Genomic DNA, 20655 nt, shown 5'->3' on the forward strand with positions numbered 1-20655 from the left:
TCGTTCGATCTCGTTTCCGAGTGAGTTCCTTATGGGAACGGACTATGTCAGCATGGAGACCGCAGGTCAACGGCGTACGGAAGGATGGGGACCATGCCTCAACGCACCCGTCTCCACGACGAGCACTGCGCCATCGCCCAGGCCCTGGACGTCGTCGGCGACTGGTGGACCCTGCTGATCGTGCGCGACGCCGCACGCGGGGTGCACCGCTTCGACGCCCTCCAGCGCGAACTCGGCATGTCCCGCAAGGTGCTCGCCGAGCGGCTGAAGCTGCTGGTCGAGACGGGGGTGCTGACCCGGGAGCCGTACCAGGACCGCCCGGTGCGGTACGAGTACCGGCTCACTCCGCGCGGCCGTGCCCTGCTGCCCGTACTGATCGCACTCCAGGACTGGGGAGACACCTGGGTGCTGGGAGAAGGAGAGACGATGGCCACGGCGACGGAGAACTCCGGGGAGACCGAACGGGTGCGGGAGCTGGTCGGCACGAAGGTGCCGGAGCTCCGACTCACCGACTTCGACGGCGAGTTGCGTGACCCGGTGGCGCAGGACAGCGCGTACACCGTGCTCTACTGCTTCCCCGGCGCCTACGCCCGCAAGGAGTCCTATCCGCCCGGCTGGGCGGGGATCCCGGGGGCACCGGGCTGCACGCTCGAATCGTGCACGTTCCGCGACCAGCTCGCGGAGTTCACCGCGGCGGGCGCGACGGTGCACGGCGTGTCCACCCAACGCCCGGACGAGCAGCGGGCGTTCGCGGACAAGGAGCGGCTGCGCTTCCCGCTCCTGTCGGACGCGGACCTGACGCTGACGGCCGCGCTGCGGCTGCCGACGTTCCGCACGGCGGGGGTCAGCAGACTGAAGCGCCTGACGCTGGTGGTCGACCGGGACCGTACGGTGATCGAGGCGCTGTACCCGATCACCGACATCGAGGCGAGCGTGCGGGCGGCGCTGGAGGCGGTGCGGCGGGCGGGCGCCGGGGGCTGAGCCGCCGGCCGGCGGTGCTCAGTGCGCGGCGCCGCCGAGGTTGAGCAGCACCACGCCGCCGATGATCAGCGCGATCCCGGCGAGCTTGGCGGCCGTCATCGTCTCGCCCAGGAAGAGCATCCCGATGGCTGCGATGACGGCCGTGCCCGCGCCGGACCAGATCGCGTACGCCGTGCCGACGGACATCGACTTCAGGGTGAGCGAGAGCAGATAGAACGCGAGGAGGTATCCGCAGGCGGTGACCAGCGAGGGCCAGAGCCGCGTGAAGCCCTCGCTGTACTTCATCGCGGAGGTGGCGGCGATCTCCGACGCGATGGCGCAGGAGAGCAGGACGTACGGCATGGAGACAAGCGTACCCAGTGATGCGTACGGGCGTACATAACGATCGGGGCGCGGAAACTCGGTCCGGTACCCGTCCCCGTAAGGGGCGCGGGGAACTGCGCGACAAACCCCCACCGGCCCGCAGCCGACGAACCACGCACCCCGCGGAGCGCTACCGCAACAGCCGCCCCAGCAACTCCCGCGCGTAACCCTGGTCATAGGCCCCGCCGGTCAGCAGCGCCTGGAGGCAGATCCCGTCCATCAGGGCGACCAGGCCCCGGGCCGTCACCGCGTCCGTGTGCCGGGCCAGGACCTCCGCCACGCCTTCGGTCCACTCGGCGGCGACGGGCCGCAGCGGGGGCCGTCGCAGCGCCGCCAGATAGAGCTCGTACTCCAGCTCCACCCGCGACCGGTCCCCCGCGATCCACTCGCCCATCAGCCGCGCGAGCTCCGCGGCCACGTCCACGCCCGGCTCCGCCAGCGCCCCGCTGTCGCGGATCGCGGCGGCGAAGCCCTCGTTGGCCTGGCGCAGCGCGGCGACCATGAGCTCGTCGAGCGTCTTGAAGTGGTACGTGGTGGAGCCGAGCGGCACATCGGCCTCGGCGGCGACGCTGCGGTGGCTGAGCCCGGCGATACCGCGCTCGCCGACCACCCGGATCGCGGCGTCGATGATGCGGCGCCGCCGGTCGGGGTCGTACCGGCGGGCCATCAGTCGCACGTTCCTGGGACGGGGACCATGGCACGACCGTACCGGGCGGCCGGCCTCAGCCCTTGGGCGCCCGCGCGGCCAGCCAGTGGGAGAAGGCCTCGACGCGGGGCCGCAGCCGGGTGTTCTGGAAGGCCCGGATGCGCCAACGGCCGTCCGCGCCACGGACGATGACGTACGTCTGCACGGAGAGCGCGCGCCGCGAGGGCTTGCGCGCCCGACCCTTGAGCACGGCACCGCGCGCGTGGACGAGGGCGACGCCGGGTGCGGGGAAGTCGGCGGCGGTGATCTCCGCGTACAGCCGTGAGCCCTTGAGGACCCCGTCGAAGAGCCCACGGTGCCCCTCGACCACTGCCTCGCGGCCGACGAGACGGCCGCCGAAGAAGGTGACGTAGTCGGCGTCCTCGGTGAAGTGCGCCCCGTACGCGTCGGCGTCGCCCCAGGCGAGGCGGTGGCTCTCGAAGAGCTCGCGGACGGAGTGGAGATCGGCGTCGACGGTCGACGTGGGCATGGCTGTCTCCTGAGGTTCGGGTACGATTAATTGCACACATGCAATATATGCACGCATGCATGTGTTGGGCAATCCCTCACGGAGACAGGACGAGACATGCCGGACCAGGAGAGAGCGCGTGAGACCGAGGATCTGCTGCGGCGGGGCGCGGGCACGTACCGCGCGTATCTGACCGCCGTCGTCCTGCACGGCCAGGCGGCGGCCGACGTCCTCGGCCAGAACCCGACCGACCTCTACGCCCTCAACGTCCTGGAACTGGCGGGGCCGCTCACCACGGGCGCGCTCGCCGAGCGGATCGGGCTGACCCAGTCCGCGACGACGCGGCTGGTGGACCGGCTGGAGAAGGCGGGACGGCTGCGCCGCGCCCCGGACCCGGCCGACCGCCGCCGGGTGGTGGTCGAGTCCGTCCCGGTCCCGGCGGAGGAGGACGAGCAGGCGTTCGGCGCCGCGCGCCGGCGGATGGCGGAGGTGTTCGGCGGCTTCGACCCGGACGAACTCCGCGTCCTGTTCCGCTACTTCGAAGCCGCCGCCCCCGCACTGCGGGAGGCGACGGCCGAGACGAAGGGGGTGCCGCCGACGGGCGGCGCACAGGTCAGCCGGTGACGGTGAACCAGGTGGCGCGGGACTTCTTCCACTCGGGGTGGGTGAGATCCTTCGCGTCGGTCCCGTCCCCGTACAGGTCGGCCGACCCGTCGTCGGTGATCAGCTGGGCGCGGGCCCCCGGCACCGACAGGTCCGGCACGTCCACGACGGCCTCCCAGCCGCCCGGGTCGCTGGTGGGCAGGTCGCGCAGCTTGACCGGGGCGTGCGCGGGGAGACCGTCCCAGGAGTAGAGGGCGTACGGGTCGGAGTTGTCGTCGGCCGCCCACGACCCGGCGACGATGAGGTACTGGTCGGCGGAGTTCTTACGGATGTCCCGAATGCTCAGCCCCCCGAGATCGAGCTCGATGGGCGCCCCGAAGACGGCCTTGACCCCACTCCCCACCACCTTGTCGATATTGGTGACGGGCACGATGAGGGCCTTGCCGCCGTTGGCGGGCGGCACGAGCGGCGCCCGGAAGCCGACGTACGCGGTGGTGACGGAGCCCGGCGCGAACTCCAGCCCCTCCACGTTGAACCCGTCGATCTGCTTGGGCGCCTGCCCGGCGGCGGTCGCGGCGGCGAAGCCGTACCGGTCGCCGTTGGCGCGGTCCCAGGCGACGAGGTCGTCGCGCAGCTTCTTGTACGAGCGGCCGAGCGTGAGCTGGGTGTTCGCCCCGGACCCGGTGACGGTGGTGGTGAAGACGGTGTTGCGGTCGGCCTTGTACTCGCCGTCCTTGTTGTTGCCGAGCGAGCCGGTCCAGTAGATGGTGTCGCCGACGCGGGCGACGCCCTCGATGTCGATCTCCTTGCTGACCCCGAGCCCGGAGCTGAAGTCCCAGGTCCGCACGGGCGCCCCGGAGGCCGAACGGTCGTGGAGCCGCAGCGTGTTGGACTCGTCGTCGGCGACGACGACGTACCCGCCGCCCACGTCGACGGCGGCGGAGGCGTCGCTGGACCCGGTGAAGTACCGGGTGTCGGAGGCGTACTGGACGGCGGCCGAGGCGGCGTAGTGCAGCGTCTTGGTGACGCCCTTGCCGCCCAGCCCGGTGACCTTGAGGGTGAGGTCGGTGTACCCGCGCCCGTGCGCGGCCACCGCCACCTGCCGGGTGGCCCCGGTCCCGGTGACCTTCACGTCCCCGGTCCCGGCGACGGAGGGCCTGGTGCTGGCCGAGGCGGCGACGGTGAGCGCGGAGGCGTCGGCCCCGCTCTGCCCCACGGTCACGGTCACCACGGGGTCCCCGCTCGCCCCCACCGCGCCCGAGAGATATCCGGCCGAAAGCGAGAGGGTCGGGGTGCCGTATCCGGCCGCGTGCGCGGGTGCGTTCAGGCCCATGCCGGCCAGCGTAAGAGCCCCGCTCACAACCGCAAGGGCGACGCGCTTCGAAGGGGAAACGTCATACAGCACTGGGTGCCTCTCGTCGGCGTGATGTCGACGAGAAGACTCCGGCGCGTGCGCCAATTTCGGCCGTACGAGATACGTACACAGGGCGAACAGATCCGTACGCCGCCGGACGGCCCGGCTCACCTCGGCCGATCAGTGGCCCCGCTGACGCCGAAGGGGCCCAGGCGTGACGCCGGGGCCCCTCGGGTACTGCGATCGGACGGGGAGGATCAGACGTTGAACCCGAGCGCCCGCAGCTGCTCGCGGCCGTCGTCCGTGATCTTGTCCGGGCCCCACGGCGGCATCCAGACCCAGTTGATCTTGAGCTCGTTGACGATGCCCTCCGTCGCCGACTTCGCCTGGTCCTCGATCACATCGGTCAGCGGGCAGGCCGCCGACGTCAGGGTCATGTCCAGGGTGGCGATGTTGGCGTCGTCGATGTGGATGCCGTAGATGAGGCCCAGGTTGACGACGTCGATGCCCAGTTCGGGGTCGACGACGTCGTACAGCGCCTCGCGGACTTCTTCCTCCGAGGCCGGCTTCAGTGTGGCCTCTGCGTTCTCGGTCATGCGCTCTTCCTCTCGGCTCCGGCGCCCAGCGCCTGGGCCGTCGCGTCCTTCCAGGCCATCCAGCTCAGCAGAGCACACTTGACGCGCGCGGGGTACTTGGAGACGCCGGCGAAAGCCACCGCGTCCTCCAGGACCTCCTCCATCGCGTCGTCCGGCTCCAGCTGGCCCTTGGACTGCATCAGCGCCAGGAAGGTCTCCTGGATCCGCTGTGCCTCTTCCAGGTCCTTGCCGACCAGGAGGTCGTTGAGGACCGAGGCGCTCGCCTGGCTGATCGAGCAGCCCTGACCCTCGTACGAGATGTCGGAGATCTGCGAGCCCTCATACTTCACCCGCAGGGTGATCTCGTCGCCGCACGTCGGGTTCACGTGGTGCACCTCGGCGTCACCGTCCCGCAAGCCCCGCCCGTGCGGGTGCTTGTAGTGGTCCAGGATGACGTCCTGGTACATCGAATCCAGCTTCACGTCGGTTAACCCCTAGCCGAAGAAGTTTCGTACGTGCTCCAGACCGTCCACCAGGGCGTCGACCTCGGCGGGCGTGGAGTACAGGTAGAAAGACGCTCGCGTGGTCGCGGGAATTCCGTAGCGCAGGCAGACCGGGCGCGCGCAGTGGTGGCCGACCCGGACCGCGATGCCCTCCTCGTCGAGGACCTGGCCCACGTCGTGCGGGTGGATGTCGCCGAGCACGAAGGAGATCGCGGCGCCGCGGTCCTCGGCCGTGGTGGGGCCGATGATCCGCAGGTCGGGGACCTCCTGGAGGCGCTTCACCGCGTACTCGGTGATCGCGTGCTCATGCGCTGCGATCTTGTCCATGCCGATCGCCGAGAGGTAGTCCACCGCCGCACCGAGGCCGACGGCCTGGGCGATCGGGGGCGTACCGGCCTCGAACTTGTGCGGCGCCGGAGCGTACGTCGACGAGTGCATCGAGACCGTCTCGATCATCTCGCCGCCGCCGAGGAAGGGGGGAAGGTCCTCCAGCAGCTCCTGGCGGCCCCACAGGACGCCGATGCCGGTCGGGCCGCACATCTTGTGGCCGGTGAAGGCCACGAAGTCGGCCTGGAGCGCCTGCACGTCCAGCGGCATGTGCGGCGCGGCCTGCGAGGCGTCGATGCAGAGCAGCGCGCCGACCTCCTGGGCGCGGCGGACGATCGCCTCGACCGGGTTGACGGTGCCCAGCAGGTTGGAGACCAGCGTGAAGGAGACGATCTTCGTCTTCTCGGTGATGATCTCGTCGATGTTGGAGAGGTCCAGACGGCCGTCGTCGGTGAGGCCGAACCACTTCAGCTTCGCGCCGGTGCGCTGCGAGAGCAGCTGCCACGGCACGATGTTGGAGTGGTGCTCCATCTCCGTGATGACTATCTCGGTCTCGTGGTCCACGCGGTAGGGCTCGTCGGCCCAGCCCAGCATGTTGGCGACCAGGTTGAGCGACTCCGAGGCGTTCTTGGTGAAGATCACCTCGTCGCGGCTCGGCGCGTTGATGAACGCGGCGACCTTGTCGCGCGCGCCCTCGTACAGCGCCGTGGCCTCCTCGGCCACCGTGTACACACCACGGTGGACGTTGGCGTTGTGCCGCTCGTAGTACTCGTTGAGGGCGTCGAGCACCTGGCGCGGCTTCTGCGAAGTCGCCGCGCTGTCGAGGTACACGATCTTCTTCCCGTCGTGGACCACACGGTCCAGCAAGGGGAAGTCCTTGCGGATCGCCTCGGTGTCGAGGAGGCCCGGCAGAATCGTCACTCGGAAGCGCCGCCCTTCGTGCTGTAGGCCTCGTAACCCTCGTTCTCCAGCTTGTCGGCGAGCTCGGCGCCGCCGGACTCGGCGATGCGGCCCTCGGAGAAGACGTGGACGAAGTCAGGCTTGATGTAGCGCAGGATGCGCGTGTAGTGGGTGATCAGCAGGGTGCCGACCTCGCCGGTCGCGCGGACGCGGTTGACGCCCTCGGAGACCTGGCGCAGCGCGTCGACGTCCAGACCGGAGTCGGTCTCGTCGAGGATCGCGATCTTCGGCTTGAGGAGCTCCAGCTGAAGGATCTCGTGGCGCTTCTTCTCACCGCCGGAGAAGCCCTCGTTGACGTTGCGCTCGGCGAAGGCCGGGTCCATCTGGAGCTGCTCCATCGCGGACTTGACCTCCTTCACCCAGGTGCGCAGCTTGGGCGCCTCGCCGCGCATGGCGGTGGCGGAGGTGCGCAGGAAGTTGGAGACCGAGACGCCGGGGACCTCGACCGGGTACTGCATGGCCAGGAAGACGCCGGCGCGGGCGCGCTCGTCGACGGACATCTCCAGGACGTCCTCGCCGTCCAGCGTGACCGTGCCGCTGGTGATCGTGTACTTGGGGTGACCCGCGAGCGAGTACGCGAGGGTGGACTTGCCGGAGCCGTTGGGGCCCATGATGGCGTGGGTCTCGCCCTGCTTCACGGTCAGGTCGACGCCCTTGAGGATCTCCCGGGGGCCGTTCTCGGCTTCCACGGAGACGTGCAGGTCGCGGATTTCAAGCGTTGCCATGGGGACTTAGTTCTCCTGGGATACGGAGACGAGCACATCGTCCCCTTCGATCTTTACGGGGTAAACGGGCACGGGTCGCGTCGCGGGCAGGCCCGACGGCTTGCCGGTGCGCAGGTCGAACGTGGAGCCGTGCAGCCAGCACTCGATCTGGCAGTCCTCCACCTCGCCCTCCGACAGCGAGACGTTCGCGTGCGAGCAGATGTCGTGGATCGCGAACACCTCGCCCCCGGTGCGGACGAGCGACACCGGCGTGCCGTCGAGTTCCACCCGCTTCGGGGTGTCCTCTTCCAGCTCGCTCAGTGCGCAGACGCGGACGAAGGCGGACATCAGACGGACGCCTCCAGCTCCGCCTCGATCTTGGCGAGCAGTCGCTCCTCGACGTCCGCGACACCGATCTGCTGGACCAGCTCGGCGAAGAAGCCGCGGACCACCAGACGGCGGGCCTCGGCCGCGGGGATGCCGCGCGCCATCAGGTAGAACAGCTGCTCGTCGTCGAAGCGGCCGGTGGCGGAGGCGTGACCGGCGCCGGCGATCTCGCCGGTCTCGATCTCCAGGTTCGGCACGGAGTCGACGCGGGCGCCGTCCGTCAGGACCAGGTTGCGGTTCATCTCGTAGGTGTCGGTGCCCTCGGCCTTGGCCTGGATGAGGACGTCACCGATCCACACGGCGTGCGCGCCGTCGCCCTGCAGAGCGCCCTTGTACACGGCGTTGGACTTGCAGTGCGGCATGTTGTGGTCGACGAGGAGGCGGTGCTCCTGGTGCTGGCCCTTGTCGGTGAAGTACAGACCGAAGAGCTCGGCCTCGCCGCCGGTGCCCGCGTAGGAGACGCGCGGGTGCAGGCGGACCAGGTCGCCGCCGAAGGTGACCACGACGGACTTGAAGGAGGCGTCGCGGCCGACCAGCGCGTTGTGCTGGGCGACGTGGACGGCCTTGGCGTCCCAGTCCTGCACGGAGACGACGGTCAGCTTGGCGCCGTCGCCGAGGACGAAGTCCACGTTGGCGGCGAGCACCGCGTCACCGGTGTGGTCGATGACCACGACGGCCTCGGCGAACGCGCCGAGCTCGACGACCTGGTGCGCGAAGACGGTGCCGCCCTCGCCGTGCACGGCGATGCGGATCGGCTCGGTGAGGACCGCCTCCTTGGCGACGGTGACGACCGAGGCCTTCTCGAACGAGGAGTACGCCTGGGCGGCGACGCGGTCGACGGGCTTGCCTGCCCGGCCGAGCCGGGCGTCGTCGCGGCCGACGGTCTCGACGGTGACGCCCTCGGGGGCCGTCACCTCGACGCGCAGTCCGTCACCGGTCGCGACGGCGGTGCCGTCGTGCAGCCCGCGCAGCCGCTCCAGCGGCGTGAACCGCCACTCCTCCTCGCGGCCGTGCGGAACCGGGAAGTCCGCCACGTCGAAGGAGGGGGGCGCGCTCATGCGCGTGGCGACGGTGGACTCGGCGGCCACCGCGATCGAACCGGCAGTGGTGGAGCCCGCCGGAATGTTCTGAGCCTCAGCCATGGCTGTCGTAGTGCTCTCTTCCTAGATCAGTCTGCGTGCGCTGCTGGGGGTCGGTCGTCAGGCTGTGCTAGCCGACCGAACCCTCCATCTGCAGCTCGATCAGCCGGTTGAGCTCCAGGGCGTACTCCATGGGCAGCTCCTTGGCGATCGGCTCGACGAAGCCGCGCACGATCATCGCCATCGCCTCGAACTCGGTCAGACCGCGGCTCATCAGGTAGAAGAGCTGGTCCTCGGAGACCTTGGAGACGGTCGCCTCGTGGCCCATGGACACGTCGTCCTCGCGGACGTCGACGTACGGGTACGTGTCGGAGCGGGAGATCGTGTCGACGAGCAGCGCGTCGCACAGCACGTTCGACTTCGATCCGTGGGCGCCCTCGCCGATCTCGACCAGACCGCGGTACGAGGTGCGGCCGCCGCCACGGGCCACCGACTTCGACACGATGTTGGACGACGTGTTCGGCGCCATGTGGACCATCTTGGAGCCGGCGTCCTGGTGCTGGCCCTCGCCCGCGAAGGCGATGGACAGAGTCTCGCCCTTGGCGTGCTCGCCCATCAGGTAGACGGCCGGGTACTTCATGGTGACCTTGGAACCGATGTTGCCGTCGATCCACTCCATGGTCGCGCCCTCGTACGCCACGGCGCGCTTGGTGACCAGGTTGTAGACGTTGTTCGACCAGTTCTGGATCGTCGTGTAGCGGCAGCGGCCGCCCTTCTTGACGATGATCTCGACGACGGCGCTGTGCAGCGAGTCCGAGGAGTAGATCGGGGCGGTGCAGCCCTCGACGTAGTGGACGTACGCGTCCTCGTCGACGATGATCAGCGTCCGCTCGAACTGGCCCATGTTCTCCGTGTTGATACGGAAGTAGGCCTGGAGCGGGATGTCGACCTTGACGCCCTTGGGCACGTAGATGAACGAGCCGCCGGACCACACGGCCGTGTTCAGCGACGCGAACTTGTTGTCGCCGACCGGGATGACGGTGCCGAAGTACTCCTGGAAGAGCTCCGGGTGCTCCTTCAGCGCGGTGTCCGTGTCGAGGAAGATGACGCCCTGCTCCTCCAGGTCCTCACGGATCTGGTGGTAGACGACCTCGGACTCGTACTGGGCCGCGACACCGGCGACGAGGCGCTGCTTCTCCGCCTCCGGGATGCCGAGCTTGTCGTACGTGTTCTTGATGTCCTCCGGCAGGTCCTCCCAGGAAGCGGCCTGCTTCTCGGTGGAGCGCACGAAGTACTTGATGTTGTCGAAGTCGATGCCCGAGAGGTCGGAGCCCCAGTTCGGCATGGGCTTCCTGTCGAACAGCCGAAGGCCCTTGAGGCGCAGCTTCAGCATCCACTCGGGCTCGTTCTTCTTCGAGGAGATGTCGCGGACGACGTCCTCGGAGAGCCCGCGCTTGGCAGTGGCGCCCGCCGCGTCGGAGTCGGCCCAGCCGTACTCGTAGTTGCCCAGGCCCTCAAGTTCGGGGTGGGCAGTCTCCGTGGGGAGAGTCATGCGGGGTTCCTCCCGGCCGTGCTTGTGGATGCTGATTCGGTGGTGGTCTGTGGTGCGCTGTGCGGGATGAACGTCGTGCACACCCCGTCGCCGTGGGCGATGGTGGCCAGACGCTGCACATGGGTCCCGAGGAGGCGGGAGAAGAACTCCGTCTCCGCCTCGCACAGCTGCGGGAACTGCTCGGCGGCGTGGGCGACCGGGCAGTGGTGCTGGCAGAGCTGCTCGCCCCGTCCGGGGAGGGGCGCGCTGCGCGCCGTAGCAGCGTACCCGTCGGCGGTCAAGGCCTTGGCCAGCGCCTCGGTGCGCTCCTCGGGCGGTGCCGCCTCGACGGCCTCGCGATAGCCCTCGGACTGGGACTCGATCCGCGCCCGGGCGAAGGCGACGACGGCTTCCTCGCCGGCCGCGCCGCCGCCCGCGGACTTCTCGATCCAGCGGAGCGCGTCCACGGCCAGCTTGTCGTACGACTGGTCGAAGGCGTCCCGCCCGCAGTCCGTGAGGGCGAAGACCTTGGCGGGCCTGCCCCGGGTCCGTGCCCCGTACACCCGCTGTTCGCGGGGGGCCACGACCTCGTCGGCCACCAGGGCGTCGAGGTGGCGGCGGACGGCGGCCTGGGTGAGGCCGAGGCGCTTCGCGAGGTCCGCGACGGTCGAGGGCCCGTGGTCCAGGACGGAGCGCGCGATCCGGTTGCGGGTGGACCGCTCACCGGTCGCGAGTTCCTCCTGCGGAGCCTCGCCAACGTTTTTCACAACACCATTGTTGCGTAATTCCTCAGAGCCTGACAAGCCACCTCTTGATCATTGAACGGTGCGGTGCATCACTTAGGCATACCTAAGCTGACCTGCGGAAACGATCTCTGATCGATCAAATGAGGCACCTCGCAAAAAGACCCCGCCGACCGGTTTGACCTCGGGGTATGGCGTGCGGGGACCCCTTTCGCACACCTCTCCGAACGCCCTTCCGGACGGGTCCGCACAGGGCACCCGGCCGGGCCTGCGGTGGCCGAAAAAGAGAGGTCGCGCGTTCGCGCGTCCGTGCCCCCGTACGACCCCCGCCCCACGGTCCGGGGCGCCGTCCGCCCTGCCTAGACTTGCCGGTCATGAAGAGCGAGTCCGTCGTCCAGGTCAGCGGCCTGGTCAAACGGTACGGATCGAAGACCGCCGTGGACGGCCTCGACCTGCGGGTCGCCGCCGGGACCGTCACCGCTGTCCTCGGCCCCAACGGTGCCGGCAAGACCACCACGATCGAGATCTGCGAGGGCTACCGCAGACCGGACGCCGGCACGGTCCGCGTCCTGGGCCTCGACCCGGTCACCGAGGCCGAGCGGCTCCGCCCGCGCATCGGCGTGATGCTCCAGTCCGGCGGCGTCTACTCCGGCGCCCGCGCCGAGGAGATGCTCCGCCACATGGCCAAGCTGCACGCCCACCCGCTGGACGTGCCCGCGCTCATCGAGCGCCTCGGCCTGGAGAGCTGCGGGCGCACCACCTACCGCCGACTCTCCGGCGGCCAGCAGCAGCGCCTCGCGCTCGCCATGGCCGTGGTCGGCCGCCCCGAGCTGGTCTTCCTGGACGAGCCGACCGCGGGCCTGGACCCGCAGGCCCGCCGCGCCACCTGGGACCTCGTACGGGAACTGCGCGCCGACGGCGTCTCCGTGGTCCTGACCACGCACTTCATGGACGAGGCCGAGGAGCTCGCGGACGACGTGGCGATCGTCGACGCGGGCAAGGTCGTCGCCCAGGGCTCCCCCGAGGCGCTCTGCCGCGGCGGCGCCGAGAACACGCTCCGCTTCACCGGCCGCCCCGGACTCGACCTCGCCTCCCTCCTCAAGGCACTGCCCGACGGCTCGGCCGCGGCGGAGCTCACCTCGGGCGCGTACCGCATCAGCGGCACCGTCGACCCGCAGCTGCTCGCCACCGTCACCTCCTGGTGCGCCCAGCACGGCGTGATGCCCGACGGCATCGCGGTCGAACGCCACACCCTCGAAGACGTCTTTTTGGAACTGACCGGTAGGGAGCTGCGCTCGTGATGCTGGAGGACACCTGGATCGGCCGGGGGTCCGGGGGTTGTCCCCCGGGAAGACACAGCCTGGAACTCACGGGCAGGGAGCTGCGCCGATGAGCGCCGGTACCGGTACGTACACGCCGAACCCGGGGGCCGCGCCCGTCGGCCGGATGATCGGCGCGCAGACCGCCCTTGAGACCCGGATGCTGCTGCGCAACGGCGAGCAGCTGCTGCTCACCGTGGTCATCCCGGCGCTGCTGCTCGTGCTGTTCAGCGCGGTCGACATCATCGACACCGGCGCGGGCGAGTCGGTGGACTTCCTCACCCCCGGGATCCTCGCGCTCGCCGTGATGTCCACCGCCTTCACCGGCCAGGCCATCGCCACCGGCTTCGACCGCCGCTACGGCGTGCTGAAGCGGCTCGGTGCCTCCCCGCTGCCGCGCTGGGCGCTGATGACCGCCAAGACGCTGTCGGTGCTGGTCACCGAGGTCCTCCAGGTCGTCCTGCTGACGGTGATCGCCTTCGCGCTCGGCTGGTCGCCGCACGGCAACCCGTTCGCCGTACTGCTGCTCCTGGTGCTCGGCACGGCCGCGTTCTCCGGGCTCGGGCTGCTGATGGCGGGCACCCTCAAGGCCGAGGCGACGCTCGCCGCGGCCAATCTGGTGTTCCTGCTGCTGCTCGTGGGCGGCGGGGTCATCGTGCCGATGGACAAATTCCCGGACGGCGTGCAGACGGCGCTCGGCCTGCTGCCCGTCTCGGCCCTCTCGGACGGGCTGCGGGACGTCCTTCAGCACGGGGCGTCGATGCCCTGGGGCGACCTGGGGATCCTGGCGGTCTGGACGGTCCTGGGCCTGGGCGCGGCGGCGAAGTTCTTCCGCTGGGAGTAGGCGGCCCACCGGGTGCGCGGACCCCTCGTGCTGTGTTCTCCCGGGGGAGACGACTCCCCCGGACCCCCCTCGTGAAAACGTGCACAAACGGCCCCCTACGATAGGGCGCATGCCGAACGTGACCCGAGCCGATGTGGCTCAGGCGGTGCGCAACCCGCTCGCCTTCATCGCCGAGCGGTGGACACCGTCCCCGCGGACCGTCCAGCGCGCGGCGCTCATCGCCGTCGTCATGGCCGTCGTCATCGTGGTGACCGGCGGCGCGGTCCGGCTCACCGGGTCCGGGCTCGGCTGCCCGACCTGGCCCAAGTGCACCGACCAGAGCCTGACGCCGACCGGCGAGATGGACTTCCACAGCGCCGTCGAGTTCGGCAACCGGATGCTGACGTACGTGCTGTGCGCGGCCGTCGGCTGGGCGATCATCGCGGCCCGGGCCGCGAGCCCGTGGCGGCGCGGTGTCACCCGGCTCGGCTGGATCCAGTTCTGGATCGTCATGGGCAACGCGGTCCTGGGCGGCATCGTCGTCCTGGTCGGCCTCAACCCGTACACCGTCGCGGCGCACTTCCTGCTCTCCACCGCGCTCCTCACGGTCGCGATGACGACCTGGCAGCGCACCCGCGAGGGCGACGGCGAGCCGCGCCCGCTGGTGGGCAAGGCCGTGGTCCAGCTGACCTGGCTGCTCGTGGTCGCGGCGGGCGCGCTGGTCGCGGTCGGCACGGTCGTCACCGGCGCCGGGCGCCACGCGGGCGACTCCAGCGACGTGGAGCGCATCCCGCTGAACTGGACGATGATCAGCCAGCTCCACGCCGACCTCGCCTGGGTCGTGGTGGCCCTGACCGTCGCGCTCTGGTTCGTCCTGAAGGCCGTGGACGCCCCGGTCGGCCCGCGCAACCGGGCCCGTGACCTGTTCCTGGTGCTGATGAGCCAGGGCATCATCGGATACGTCCAGTACTTCACCAAGACCCCCGAGGCCCTGGTCGCGCTGCACATGTTCGGCTCGTGCCTGGTGTGGATCGCCGTGGTGCGGGTGCTGCTCTCGCTGCGCGAGCGGCCGGAGGTCACCGCGCCCGTCCCGGCCCAGTCAGACCCGGCGCTCACCCGCGCCTGACAGCCCGTACACCCGCCGCGCGTTGCCCGCCCCGATCATCGCGGCGACCCGCTCCGCGTCCGTACGGGCCCACGCGCCGTCGGCCACCCAGGCGCCCAGGACGCGGCTCAGCGCGTGGGTGAACAGCCGCGCGCCCACCACGTGCAGTTCGGGCAGCCCGCGCGCGCCGCTGGAGTAGAGCAGCTTCCCGAACGGCGCCAGCTCCAGGAGCTCCGCCAGCACGTCGGCGGCCCTCGCCCCCGTACGCACCAGGGCGGGCCCCACGTCCGCGTACACATGCGGGAAGACGCTCGCCAGATGGGCGGCCTGGCGGTGGTACGGATAGCCGTGCAGCAGCACCAGGTCCGTGCCCAGGCCGTTGGTCGCGGCGGCGAAGGAGGCGAGCCCGGTCGCGTCGTCCATGCCGAGCCTCAGCTGGAGCGGCCGCCCCGAGGCGACCGCGCTCCACAGCAGGTGCCGCAGCAGCACGGGGTCCTCCAGCGGCTCCTGGATGCGGCGCCGGGTGAGCCAGCGGCCCGCCGCCCCGCGCACCTCGCCGGGCCCGGGCGGGTCCGGGTCGAGGCACTGGCGCACGGCCGTGACGGAGATGAAGGCGACGGCCGAGGCGGCCGCGGTGTGCACGGCCTCGGCGAGGTTGGCGAGGAACGCGTCGACGGTGCCCGAGGTGTCGGCGACCTGCTCGGCGAGGAGTTCGAGCCGGACGATCTCATGGGCGTCGGCGGCCCCGGCGGCGGCCAGCTCGCCCGGCCCGGTCAGATCGCCCGGCAGGCCGGTGTCCACCAGATAGGTGGAGACGCCCGAGCCGCGCAGGAGCCTTCTGACGGTCTCCAGGACGCCCAGCTCGCGCCGGCGGGCGAGATAGCGGGCCGGGGCGCAGTGCGCCTCCAGGCCCAGCAGTGGCGGGCACCAGCGGCGGACGGCGAAGCCGGTCTGGGTGTCGAAGAACGTGGTGCCGGGGGCGGGCGGACCGCCGGTCCTGCCGAGCTGGGTCTCGAACGTGCCGAGCCCCAGCTCGGTGCGGAGCACTCCATGGCAGTACTGGTCCACCAGCTCCGGCTGCGGCACGGCGAGGATCATCCGGGGCTCCCTGGGTGGTGTGCTTCCACCTCACTAACGGGTGAGCCCCGGATGAGTGTTGCTGTTGCCGTTCAGCCGTTCTTAGGACCGCCGAGCTGGATCCCGGCCATCCGGGTCCACTCGTAGCGACCGGTCTTCACCTTGGCCGCGAACTCGCCGTCGAAGTCCTCGTGGACGGTGATCCCGGCCTTCTCGACCGCGCTCAGCGCGATCGCGTGGCTGGGGGCCACCAGGTCGCCCCAGCCGCCGTCCTCGCCGACGAGCACGATCCGCGCGCCGCGCTGGCCGATGTACGCCACCTGGCCCTCGGCGCCGCCGTGCTCCTTGGCGAAGTGGCCGATCTGCTTGGCGAGGCGCGCCGCCCGCCGCTCGGCCTTGGCGGCCTGCTTCTCGTCAACCTGGGTTTCTGCCATGTCCAGGATGCTACTCGCGAGTAGATCCACATGCGACGGGAGGGCCCAGTGGTTTCCACCACTGGGCCCTCCCGTCGAAGAGTGGGCCGACTACCGCAGGAACGGGTCCACCGCGACCGCCACGAACAGCAGCGAGACGTATGTGATCGACCAGTGGAACAGGCGCATCTCCTTGAGCTTGCCGCCTGTCACCTCCGCCTTCGCCCGGTTCTGCAGCCCGTGCGCCTCCCACAGCCAGAAGCCGCCGGCCAGCAGCGCCACCAGCGTGTAGAACCAGCCGGTGTAGCCCAGCGGGGTCAGCAGCAGGGAGACGGCGACCATCAGCCAGCTGTAGATCACGATCTGCTTGGCGACCACCTTGTTGGAGGCGACGACCGGCAGCATCGGCACGCCCACGCGCGCGTAGTCCTCCCGGACCTTCATGGACAGCGGCCAGTAGTGCGGCGGCGTCCAGAAGAACATCACGAGGAAGAGGATGACCGGCGCCCACGACATGGAGTTGGTGACGGACGACCAGCCGATGAGCACCGGGAGGCAGCCGGCGATGCCGCCCCACACGATGTTCTGCGAGGTGCGGCGCTTGAGGATCATCGTGTAGACGACGACGTAGAAGAGGAGCGCTCCGAGTGACAGCCAGGCCGACAGCCAGTTGACGGCGAACCCGAACAGCAGCGTGGAGACGACCGCGAGGGTGATGCCGAAGGCGAGGCACTCGCGCGGCGACACCATCCCGGTGACCAGCGGCCGCTGCGAGGTGCGGTCCATCAGGGCGTCGATGTCGCGGTCGATGTACATGTTCAGCGCGTTGGCGCCGCCCGCCGAGAGGAAGCCGCCGACGGTGGTGGTCAACACCAGCCAGAGCGACGGCACCCCCTGCTCGGCCAGGAACATCACCGGAATGGTGGTGATGAGGAGCAGTTCGATGATCCGCGGCTTGGTCAGTGCCACGAACGCCTTGACGCGGGCCCCGAACGGCCGATGGGCCCCCGGGCTGGGAGTCAAGACGACCCCTGCGGGTCGGGACTCGACGGCCGTCACGTACACCCCTGACAGAGAATTCCCAGCAAGTCCCGGGGCAATCGGTCGGATGGGCCCGGACGTTCCGGGCATGAGAGCCCGGTGAAGACTTGCGCGTACCACGCCACTGTAGACGTTGCCCATACGCCGCCCTTCGCGGGGGTGGGCTCGTGTTGGGGCCGGGTCGCGAAGACTACGCCGTGAGGCGGAAGTGACCGGTCTTGGGCACTCTGGAGGTGTGTGTCCCAACCGGTGGGCAGTCGAAAAAATGAGCGTTCCGGCGGGGGTAGGCTCGACAGCGCCCGGTGCGCCCACAGTCACCGGGATCGAACATGTGGAGAGGAGCCCTGACTCAGGGTGAGCACCAAGCCGACCACCACAGACCTTGAGTGGACCGAACTGGACCAGCGGGCCGTAGACACCGGCCGCGTCCTGGCCGCGGATGCCGTACAGAAGGTCGGCAACGGCCATCCTGGTACGGCCATGAGCCTGTCCCCGGCCGCGTACACCCTCTTCCAGAAGGTGATGCGCCACGACCCGGCGGACGCCGACTGGACCGGGCGCGACCGCTTCGTGCTGTCCGCGGGCCACTCGTCCCTCACGCTGTACATCCAGCTCTACCTGGCCGGGTACGGCCTGGAGCTGGACGACCTGAAGGCGTTCCGCACCTGGGGCTCCAAGACCCCGGGCCACCCGGAGTACGGCCACACCACCGGCGTGGAGACCACCACCGGCCCGCTGGGCCAGGGTGTCGCCAACGCGGTGGGCATGGCCATGGCCGCCCGCTACGAGCGCGGCCTGTTCGACCCGGAGGCGGCCCCCGGCACCTCCCCGTTCGACCACTTCGTCTTCGCGATCGCGGGCGACGGCTGCCTCCAGGAGGGCATCTCCGCCGAGGCGTCCTCGATGGCCGGTCACCAGAAGCTGGGCAACCTGGTCCTGCTCTGGGACGACAACCACATCTCGATCGAGGGCGACACCGAGACCGCCGTCTCCGAGGACACCCTGAAGCGGTACGAGGCGTACGGCTGGCACGTCCAGCGCGTGGCGCCGCAGGAGAACGGCGACCTCGACCCGCAGGCGCTGTTCGAGGCGATCGAGGCCGCCAAGGCCGAGACCGAGCGCCCGTCCTTCATCGCGATGCGCTCGATCATCGCCTGGCCCGCCCCGCACGCGCAGAACACCGAGGCCGCGCACGGCTCGGCGCTCGGCGACGACGAGGTCGCGGCCACCAAGCGCGTCCTGGGCTTCGACCCGGAGCAGACCTTCGAGGTCGCCGACGAGGTCATCGCGCACACCCGCGCCGTCCTGGACCGCGGCCGTGAGGCCCGCGGCGAGTGGGAGAAGTCGTTCGCCGCCTGGCGCACCGCCAACCCCCAGCGCGCCGCCGAGTTCGACCGCGTCAACGCGGGCGAGCTGCCCGAGGGCTGGGAGAAGAAGCTCCCGGTCTTCGAGTCCGGCAAGGGCGTCGCCACCCGCGCCGCCTCCGGCAAGGTCCTGCAGGCGCTGGGCGCGGTCATCCCCGAGCTGTGGGGCGGCTCGGCCGACCTCGCGGGCTCGAACAACACGACGATCGACAAGAACTCGTCGTTCCTGCCCGAGGGCAACCCGCTGCCGGAGGCCGACCCGTACGGCCGCACGATCCACTACGGCATCCGCGAGCACTCGATGGCCGCCGAGATGAACGGCATCGCGCTGCACGGCAACACCCGTATCTACGGCGGCACCTTCCTGGTGTTCTCCGACTACATGCGCAACGCGGTGCGTCTGTCGGCCCTGATGCACCTGCCGGTGACGTACGTGTGGACGCACGACTCCATCGGTCTGGGCGAGGACGGCCCGACCCACCAGCCGGTCGAGCACCTGGCCTCGCTGCGCGCCATCCCGGGCCTCAACGTCGTCCGCCCGGCGGACGCCAACGAGACCGCGATCGCCTGGCGCGAGATCCTCAAGCGCTACACCAAGGTGTTCGGCAAGGGCGCCCCGCACGGCCTGGTGCTGACCCGCCAGGGCGTGCCGACGTACGAGGCCAACGAGGCCGCGGCCAAGGGCGGTTACGTGCTGTTCGAGGCCACTGGCCCGTCGGGCGAGACCGCTGACGCCCAGGTCGTTCTGATCGGCACCGGCTCCGAGGTCCAGCTCGCCGTCGAGGCGCGCGAGGCGCTCCAGGCCGAGGGCGTCCCGACCCGCGTGGTCTCGATGCCGTCCGTCGAGTGGTTCGAGGAGCAGGACCAGGCGTACAAGGACAGCGTCCTGCCGCCGTCGGTCAAGGCGCGGGTCGCGGTCGAGGCCGGTATCGGCCTGACCTGGCACCGGTACGTGGGCGACGCGGGCCGCATCGTCTCGCTGGAGCACTTCGGTGCTTCCGCCGACGGCAAGGTGCTCTTCCGCGAGTTCGGCTTCACCGCCGAGAACGTGGCCGCCGCCGCCCGGGAATCTCTCGCCGCCGCCGCGCGCTGACGCCGGTATACGAACTAGTAGGAGATGCATTTCTCATGACAGACGCACTCAAGCGCCTCTCCGACGAAGGCGTCGCGATCTGGCTCGACGACCTGTCGCGCAAGCGGATCACCTCCGGCAACCTCGCCGAGCTGATCGACCAGCAGCACGTCGTGGGCGTCACGACCAACCCGTCGATCTTCCAGAAGGCGATCTCCTCGGGTGACGGCTACGAGCAGCAGCTCGCCGACCTCGCCGCCCGCAAGGTCACCGTCGAAGAGGCCATCCGCATGATCACGACGGCGGACGTGAGGGACGCCGCCGACATCCTGCGCCCGGTCTTCGACGCCACCGAGGGCCAGGACGGCCGGGTCTCCATCGAGGTCGACCCGCGCCTGGCGCACAACACCAAGGCCACCGTCGCCGAGGCCAAGCAGCTGGCCTGGCTGGTGGACCGGCCGAACACGCTCATCAAGATCCCGGCGACCAAGGCGGGCCTGCCCGCGATCACCGAGGTCATCGGCAAGGGCATCAGCGTCAACGTCACGCTGATCTTCTCCCTCGCGCGCTACCGCGAGGTCATGGACGCCTACCTGGCCGGCCTGGAGAAGGCCAAGGAGCGCGGCCTGGACCTGGCGAAGATCCACTCCGTGGCGTCCTTCTTCGTGTCCCGCGTGGACACCGAGATCGACAAGCGCATCGACGCGCTGGGCACGGACGAGGCCAAGGCCGCCCGCGGCAAGGCCGGTCTCGCCAACGCCCGCCTGGCCTACGAGGCGTACGAGGAGGTCTTCTCCTCCGACCGCTGGGCCGCGCTGGACAAGGCGCACGCCAACAAGCAGCGCGCGCTGTGGGCCTCCACCGGCGTCAAGGACAAGGCGTACAAGGACACCCTGTACGTGGACGACCTGGTCGCCCCCAACACGGTGAACACCATGCCGGAGGCCACCCTGGAGGCGGCCGCCGACCACGGGCAGATCACCGGCGACACCGTCTCGGGCACCTACGAGCAGGCGCGCGCCGAGCTCGACGCCGTCGAGAAGCTGGGCATCTCGTACGACGAGGTCGTGCAGCTCCTTGAGGACGAGGGCGTCGAGAAGTTCGAGGCCGCCTGGAACGACCTGCTCAAGTCCACCGAGGCGGAGCTCCAGCGCCTCGCACCCTCGGAGGCGTAAAT

The 20655-nt window shown here is 70.1% G+C and carries 22 protein-coding genes; 7 read left to right on the forward strand and 15 right to left on the reverse strand.

Annotation, left to right across the window (positions count from 1 at the left end; all coding sequences use genetic code 11):
* Window positions 1-93: 93 nt before the first annotated feature.
* Complete coding sequence (locus OG965_RS12190) at window positions 94-981, forward strand: winged helix-turn-helix transcriptional regulator (protein ID WP_371651993.1); 888 nt, start codon at window positions 94-96, stop codon at window positions 979-981.
* Window positions 982-999: 18 nt separating this feature from the next.
* On the opposite strand, the gene OG965_RS12195 is transcribed toward OG965_RS12190, so the two are convergent.
* The 3 genes from OG965_RS12195 to OG965_RS12205 form a co-directional block, all read right to left on the reverse strand.
* Window positions 1000-1323: a multidrug efflux SMR transporter gene (locus OG965_RS12195; RefSeq protein ID WP_371651994.1), complete on the reverse strand. Its 324-nt coding sequence runs from the start codon at window positions 1321-1323 to the stop codon at window positions 1000-1002.
* A gap of 151 nt (window positions 1324-1474) precedes the next feature.
* Window positions 1475-2011 (reverse strand): TetR/AcrR family transcriptional regulator, encoded by a 537-nt coding sequence (locus tag OG965_RS12200; RefSeq protein WP_371651996.1) that lies wholly within the window; start codon window positions 2009-2011, stop codon window positions 1475-1477.
* Between the two features lie 55 nt (window positions 2012-2066).
* Complete coding sequence (locus OG965_RS12205; RefSeq protein WP_371651997.1) at window positions 2067-2519, reverse strand: SgcJ/EcaC family oxidoreductase; 453 nt, start codon at window positions 2517-2519, stop codon at window positions 2067-2069.
* A gap of 96 nt (window positions 2520-2615) precedes the next feature.
* Between OG965_RS12205 and OG965_RS12210 the strand changes: the two genes are divergently transcribed.
* Complete coding sequence (locus OG965_RS12210; protein WP_371651998.1) at window positions 2616-3122, forward strand: MarR family winged helix-turn-helix transcriptional regulator; 507 nt, start codon at window positions 2616-2618, stop codon at window positions 3120-3122.
* Here OG965_RS12210 and OG965_RS12215 read toward each other — a convergent pair.
* The 9 genes from OG965_RS12215 to OG965_RS12255 form a co-directional block, all read right to left on the reverse strand.
* A complete protein-coding gene (locus OG965_RS12215) occupies window positions 3112-4434 on the reverse strand; it encodes a hypothetical protein (RefSeq protein ID WP_371652000.1) in 1323 nt (440 codons plus the stop codon). The two genes, OG965_RS12210 and OG965_RS12215, sit on opposite strands and share 11 nt — an antisense overlap.
* 278 nt (window positions 4435-4712) lie before the next feature.
* Window positions 4713-5051, reverse strand: coding sequence for a metal-sulfur cluster assembly factor (locus tag OG965_RS12220; protein WP_101387762.1), 339 nt, complete (start codon window positions 5049-5051; stop codon window positions 4713-4715).
* Window positions 5048-5512: a Fe-S cluster assembly sulfur transfer protein SufU gene (gene sufU, locus OG965_RS12225; RefSeq protein WP_371652001.1), complete on the reverse strand. Its 465-nt coding sequence runs from the start codon at window positions 5510-5512 to the stop codon at window positions 5048-5050. The genes OG965_RS12220 and sufU overlap by 4 nt, the downstream gene beginning before the upstream one ends.
* Window positions 5513-5524: 12 nt before the next feature.
* Window positions 5525-6781 (reverse strand): cysteine desulfurase, encoded by a 1257-nt coding sequence (locus tag OG965_RS12230; protein ID WP_371652002.1) that lies wholly within the window; start codon window positions 6779-6781, stop codon window positions 5525-5527.
* Entirely contained in the window at window positions 6778-7545 is a 768-nt protein-coding gene (sufC, locus tag OG965_RS12235; protein ID WP_371652004.1) for a Fe-S cluster assembly ATPase SufC, read from the reverse strand. The genes OG965_RS12230 and sufC overlap by 4 nt, the downstream gene beginning before the upstream one ends.
* 6 nt (window positions 7546-7551) lie before the next feature.
* Window positions 7552-7872 carry a non-heme iron oxygenase ferredoxin subunit gene (locus tag OG965_RS12240; RefSeq protein ID WP_371652005.1) on the reverse strand — a complete coding sequence of 107 codons (321 nt, stop codon included), beginning with the start codon at window positions 7870-7872 and terminating at the stop codon, window positions 7552-7554.
* Window positions 7872-9053, reverse strand: coding sequence for a Fe-S cluster assembly protein SufD (gene sufD, locus OG965_RS12245; protein ID WP_371652007.1), 1182 nt, complete (start codon window positions 9051-9053; stop codon window positions 7872-7874). The genes OG965_RS12240 and sufD overlap by 1 nt, the downstream gene beginning before the upstream one ends.
* A gap of 67 nt (window positions 9054-9120) precedes the next feature.
* Entirely contained in the window at window positions 9121-10542 is a 1422-nt protein-coding gene (gene sufB, locus OG965_RS12250) for a Fe-S cluster assembly protein SufB (protein ID WP_371652009.1), read from the reverse strand.
* Window positions 10539-11288, reverse strand: coding sequence for a helix-turn-helix transcriptional regulator (locus OG965_RS12255; RefSeq protein WP_371652010.1), 750 nt, complete (start codon window positions 11286-11288; stop codon window positions 10539-10541). The genes sufB and OG965_RS12255 overlap by 4 nt, the downstream gene beginning before the upstream one ends.
* Window positions 11289-11638: 350 nt before the next feature.
* Between OG965_RS12255 and OG965_RS12260 the strand changes: the two genes are divergently transcribed.
* The 3 genes from OG965_RS12260 to OG965_RS12270 all read left to right on the forward strand — a co-directional run bounded on the left by OG965_RS12260 (window position 11639) and on the right by OG965_RS12270 (window position 14532).
* Window positions 11639-12565: an ABC transporter ATP-binding protein gene (locus OG965_RS12260; protein ID WP_371652011.1), complete on the forward strand. Its 927-nt coding sequence runs from the start codon at window positions 11639-11641 to the stop codon at window positions 12563-12565.
* A gap of 88 nt (window positions 12566-12653) precedes the next feature.
* Window positions 12654-13427, forward strand: a complete 774-nt coding sequence (locus OG965_RS12265) for an ABC transporter permease (RefSeq protein WP_371652012.1) — start codon at window positions 12654-12656, stop codon at window positions 13425-13427.
* Window positions 13428-13536: 109 nt separating this feature from the next.
* Complete coding sequence (locus OG965_RS12270; protein ID WP_371652013.1) at window positions 13537-14532, forward strand: heme A synthase; 996 nt, start codon at window positions 13537-13539, stop codon at window positions 14530-14532.
* Here the strand turns inward: OG965_RS12270 and OG965_RS12275 are convergent.
* The 3 genes from OG965_RS12275 to OG965_RS12285 form a co-directional block, all read right to left on the reverse strand.
* The gene (locus OG965_RS12275; protein ID WP_371652014.1) at window positions 14506-15609 is read right to left on the reverse strand and encodes an amidohydrolase; all 1104 of its coding nucleotides are present in this window, start codon (window positions 15607-15609) and stop codon (window positions 14506-14508) included. The two genes, OG965_RS12270 and OG965_RS12275, sit on opposite strands and share 27 nt — an antisense overlap.
* 71 nt (window positions 15610-15680) lie before the next feature.
* Window positions 15681-16022 carry a hypothetical protein gene (locus tag OG965_RS12280; protein WP_371652015.1) on the reverse strand — a complete coding sequence of 114 codons (342 nt, stop codon included), beginning with the start codon at window positions 16020-16022 and terminating at the stop codon, window positions 15681-15683.
* A 90-nt stretch (window positions 16023-16112) separates the two neighbouring features.
* Window positions 16113-17066, reverse strand: a complete 954-nt coding sequence (locus tag OG965_RS12285) for a heme o synthase (protein WP_371652017.1) — start codon at window positions 17064-17066, stop codon at window positions 16113-16115.
* A 330-nt stretch (window positions 17067-17396) separates the two neighbouring features.
* Between OG965_RS12285 and tkt the strand changes: the two genes are divergently transcribed.
* Together tkt and tal are read left to right on the forward strand one after the other, a co-directional pair.
* Entirely contained in the window at window positions 17397-19499 is a 2103-nt protein-coding gene (tkt, locus tag OG965_RS12290; protein ID WP_371652019.1) for a transketolase, read from the forward strand.
* A 35-nt stretch (window positions 19500-19534) separates the two neighbouring features.
* Window positions 19535-20653 carry a transaldolase gene (tal, locus tag OG965_RS12295; protein ID WP_371652020.1) on the forward strand — a complete coding sequence of 373 codons (1119 nt, stop codon included), beginning with the start codon at window positions 19535-19537 and terminating at the stop codon, window positions 20651-20653.
* Window positions 20654-20655: the final 2 nt, after the last annotated feature.

Source organism: Streptomyces sp. NBC_00224, from assembly GCF_041435195.1.
Lineage (GTDB): Bacteria > Actinomycetota > Actinomycetes > Streptomycetales > Streptomycetaceae > Streptomyces.

What these genes read in the sequence shown, in the direction of transcription:
- OG965_RS12190 (WP_371651993.1), top strand. Translation starts at nt 94, where the DNA reads ATGCCTCAACGCACCCGTCTCCACGACGAGCACTGCGCCATCGCCCAG.
- OG965_RS12195 (WP_371651994.1), bottom strand. Translation starts at nt 1,323, where the DNA reads ATGCCGTACGTCCTGCTCTCCTGCGCCATCGCGTCGGAGATCGCCGCC.
- OG965_RS12200 (WP_371651996.1), bottom strand. Translation starts at nt 2,011, where the DNA reads ATGGCCCGCCGGTACGACCCCGACCGGCGGCGCCGCATCATCGACGCC.
- OG965_RS12205 (WP_371651997.1), bottom strand. Translation starts at nt 2,519, where the DNA reads ATGCCCACGTCGACCGTCGACGCCGATCTCCACTCCGTCCGCGAGCTC.
- OG965_RS12210 (WP_371651998.1), top strand. Translation starts at nt 2,616, where the DNA reads ATGCCGGACCAGGAGAGAGCGCGTGAGACCGAGGATCTGCTGCGGCGG.
- OG965_RS12215 (WP_371652000.1), bottom strand. Translation starts at nt 4,434, where the DNA reads ATGGGCCTGAACGCACCCGCGCACGCGGCCGGATACGGCACCCCGACC.
- OG965_RS12220 (WP_101387762.1), bottom strand. Translation starts at nt 5,051, where the DNA reads ATGACCGAGAACGCAGAGGCCACACTGAAGCCGGCCTCGGAGGAAGAA.
- sufC (WP_371652004.1), bottom strand. Translation starts at nt 7,545, where the DNA reads ATGGCAACGCTTGAAATCCGCGACCTGCACGTCTCCGTGGAAGCCGAG.
- OG965_RS12240 (WP_371652005.1), bottom strand. Translation starts at nt 7,872, where the DNA reads ATGTCCGCCTTCGTCCGCGTCTGCGCACTGAGCGAGCTGGAAGAGGAC.
- sufD (WP_371652007.1), bottom strand. Translation starts at nt 9,053, where the DNA reads ATGGCTGAGGCTCAGAACATTCCGGCGGGCTCCACCACTGCCGGTTCG.
- sufB (WP_371652009.1), bottom strand. Translation starts at nt 10,542, where the DNA reads ATGACTCTCCCCACGGAGACTGCCCACCCCGAACTTGAGGGCCTGGGC.
- OG965_RS12260 (WP_371652011.1), top strand. Translation starts at nt 11,639, where the DNA reads ATGAAGAGCGAGTCCGTCGTCCAGGTCAGCGGCCTGGTCAAACGGTAC.
- OG965_RS12265 (WP_371652012.1), top strand. Translation starts at nt 12,654, where the DNA reads ATGAGCGCCGGTACCGGTACGTACACGCCGAACCCGGGGGCCGCGCCC.
- OG965_RS12270 (WP_371652013.1), top strand. Translation starts at nt 13,537, where the DNA reads ATGCCGAACGTGACCCGAGCCGATGTGGCTCAGGCGGTGCGCAACCCG.
- OG965_RS12275 (WP_371652014.1), bottom strand. Translation starts at nt 15,609, where the DNA reads ATGATCCTCGCCGTGCCGCAGCCGGAGCTGGTGGACCAGTACTGCCAT.
- OG965_RS12280 (WP_371652015.1), bottom strand. Translation starts at nt 16,022, where the DNA reads ATGGCAGAAACCCAGGTTGACGAGAAGCAGGCCGCCAAGGCCGAGCGG.
- tal (WP_371652020.1), top strand. Translation starts at nt 19,535, where the DNA reads ATGACAGACGCACTCAAGCGCCTCTCCGACGAAGGCGTCGCGATCTGG.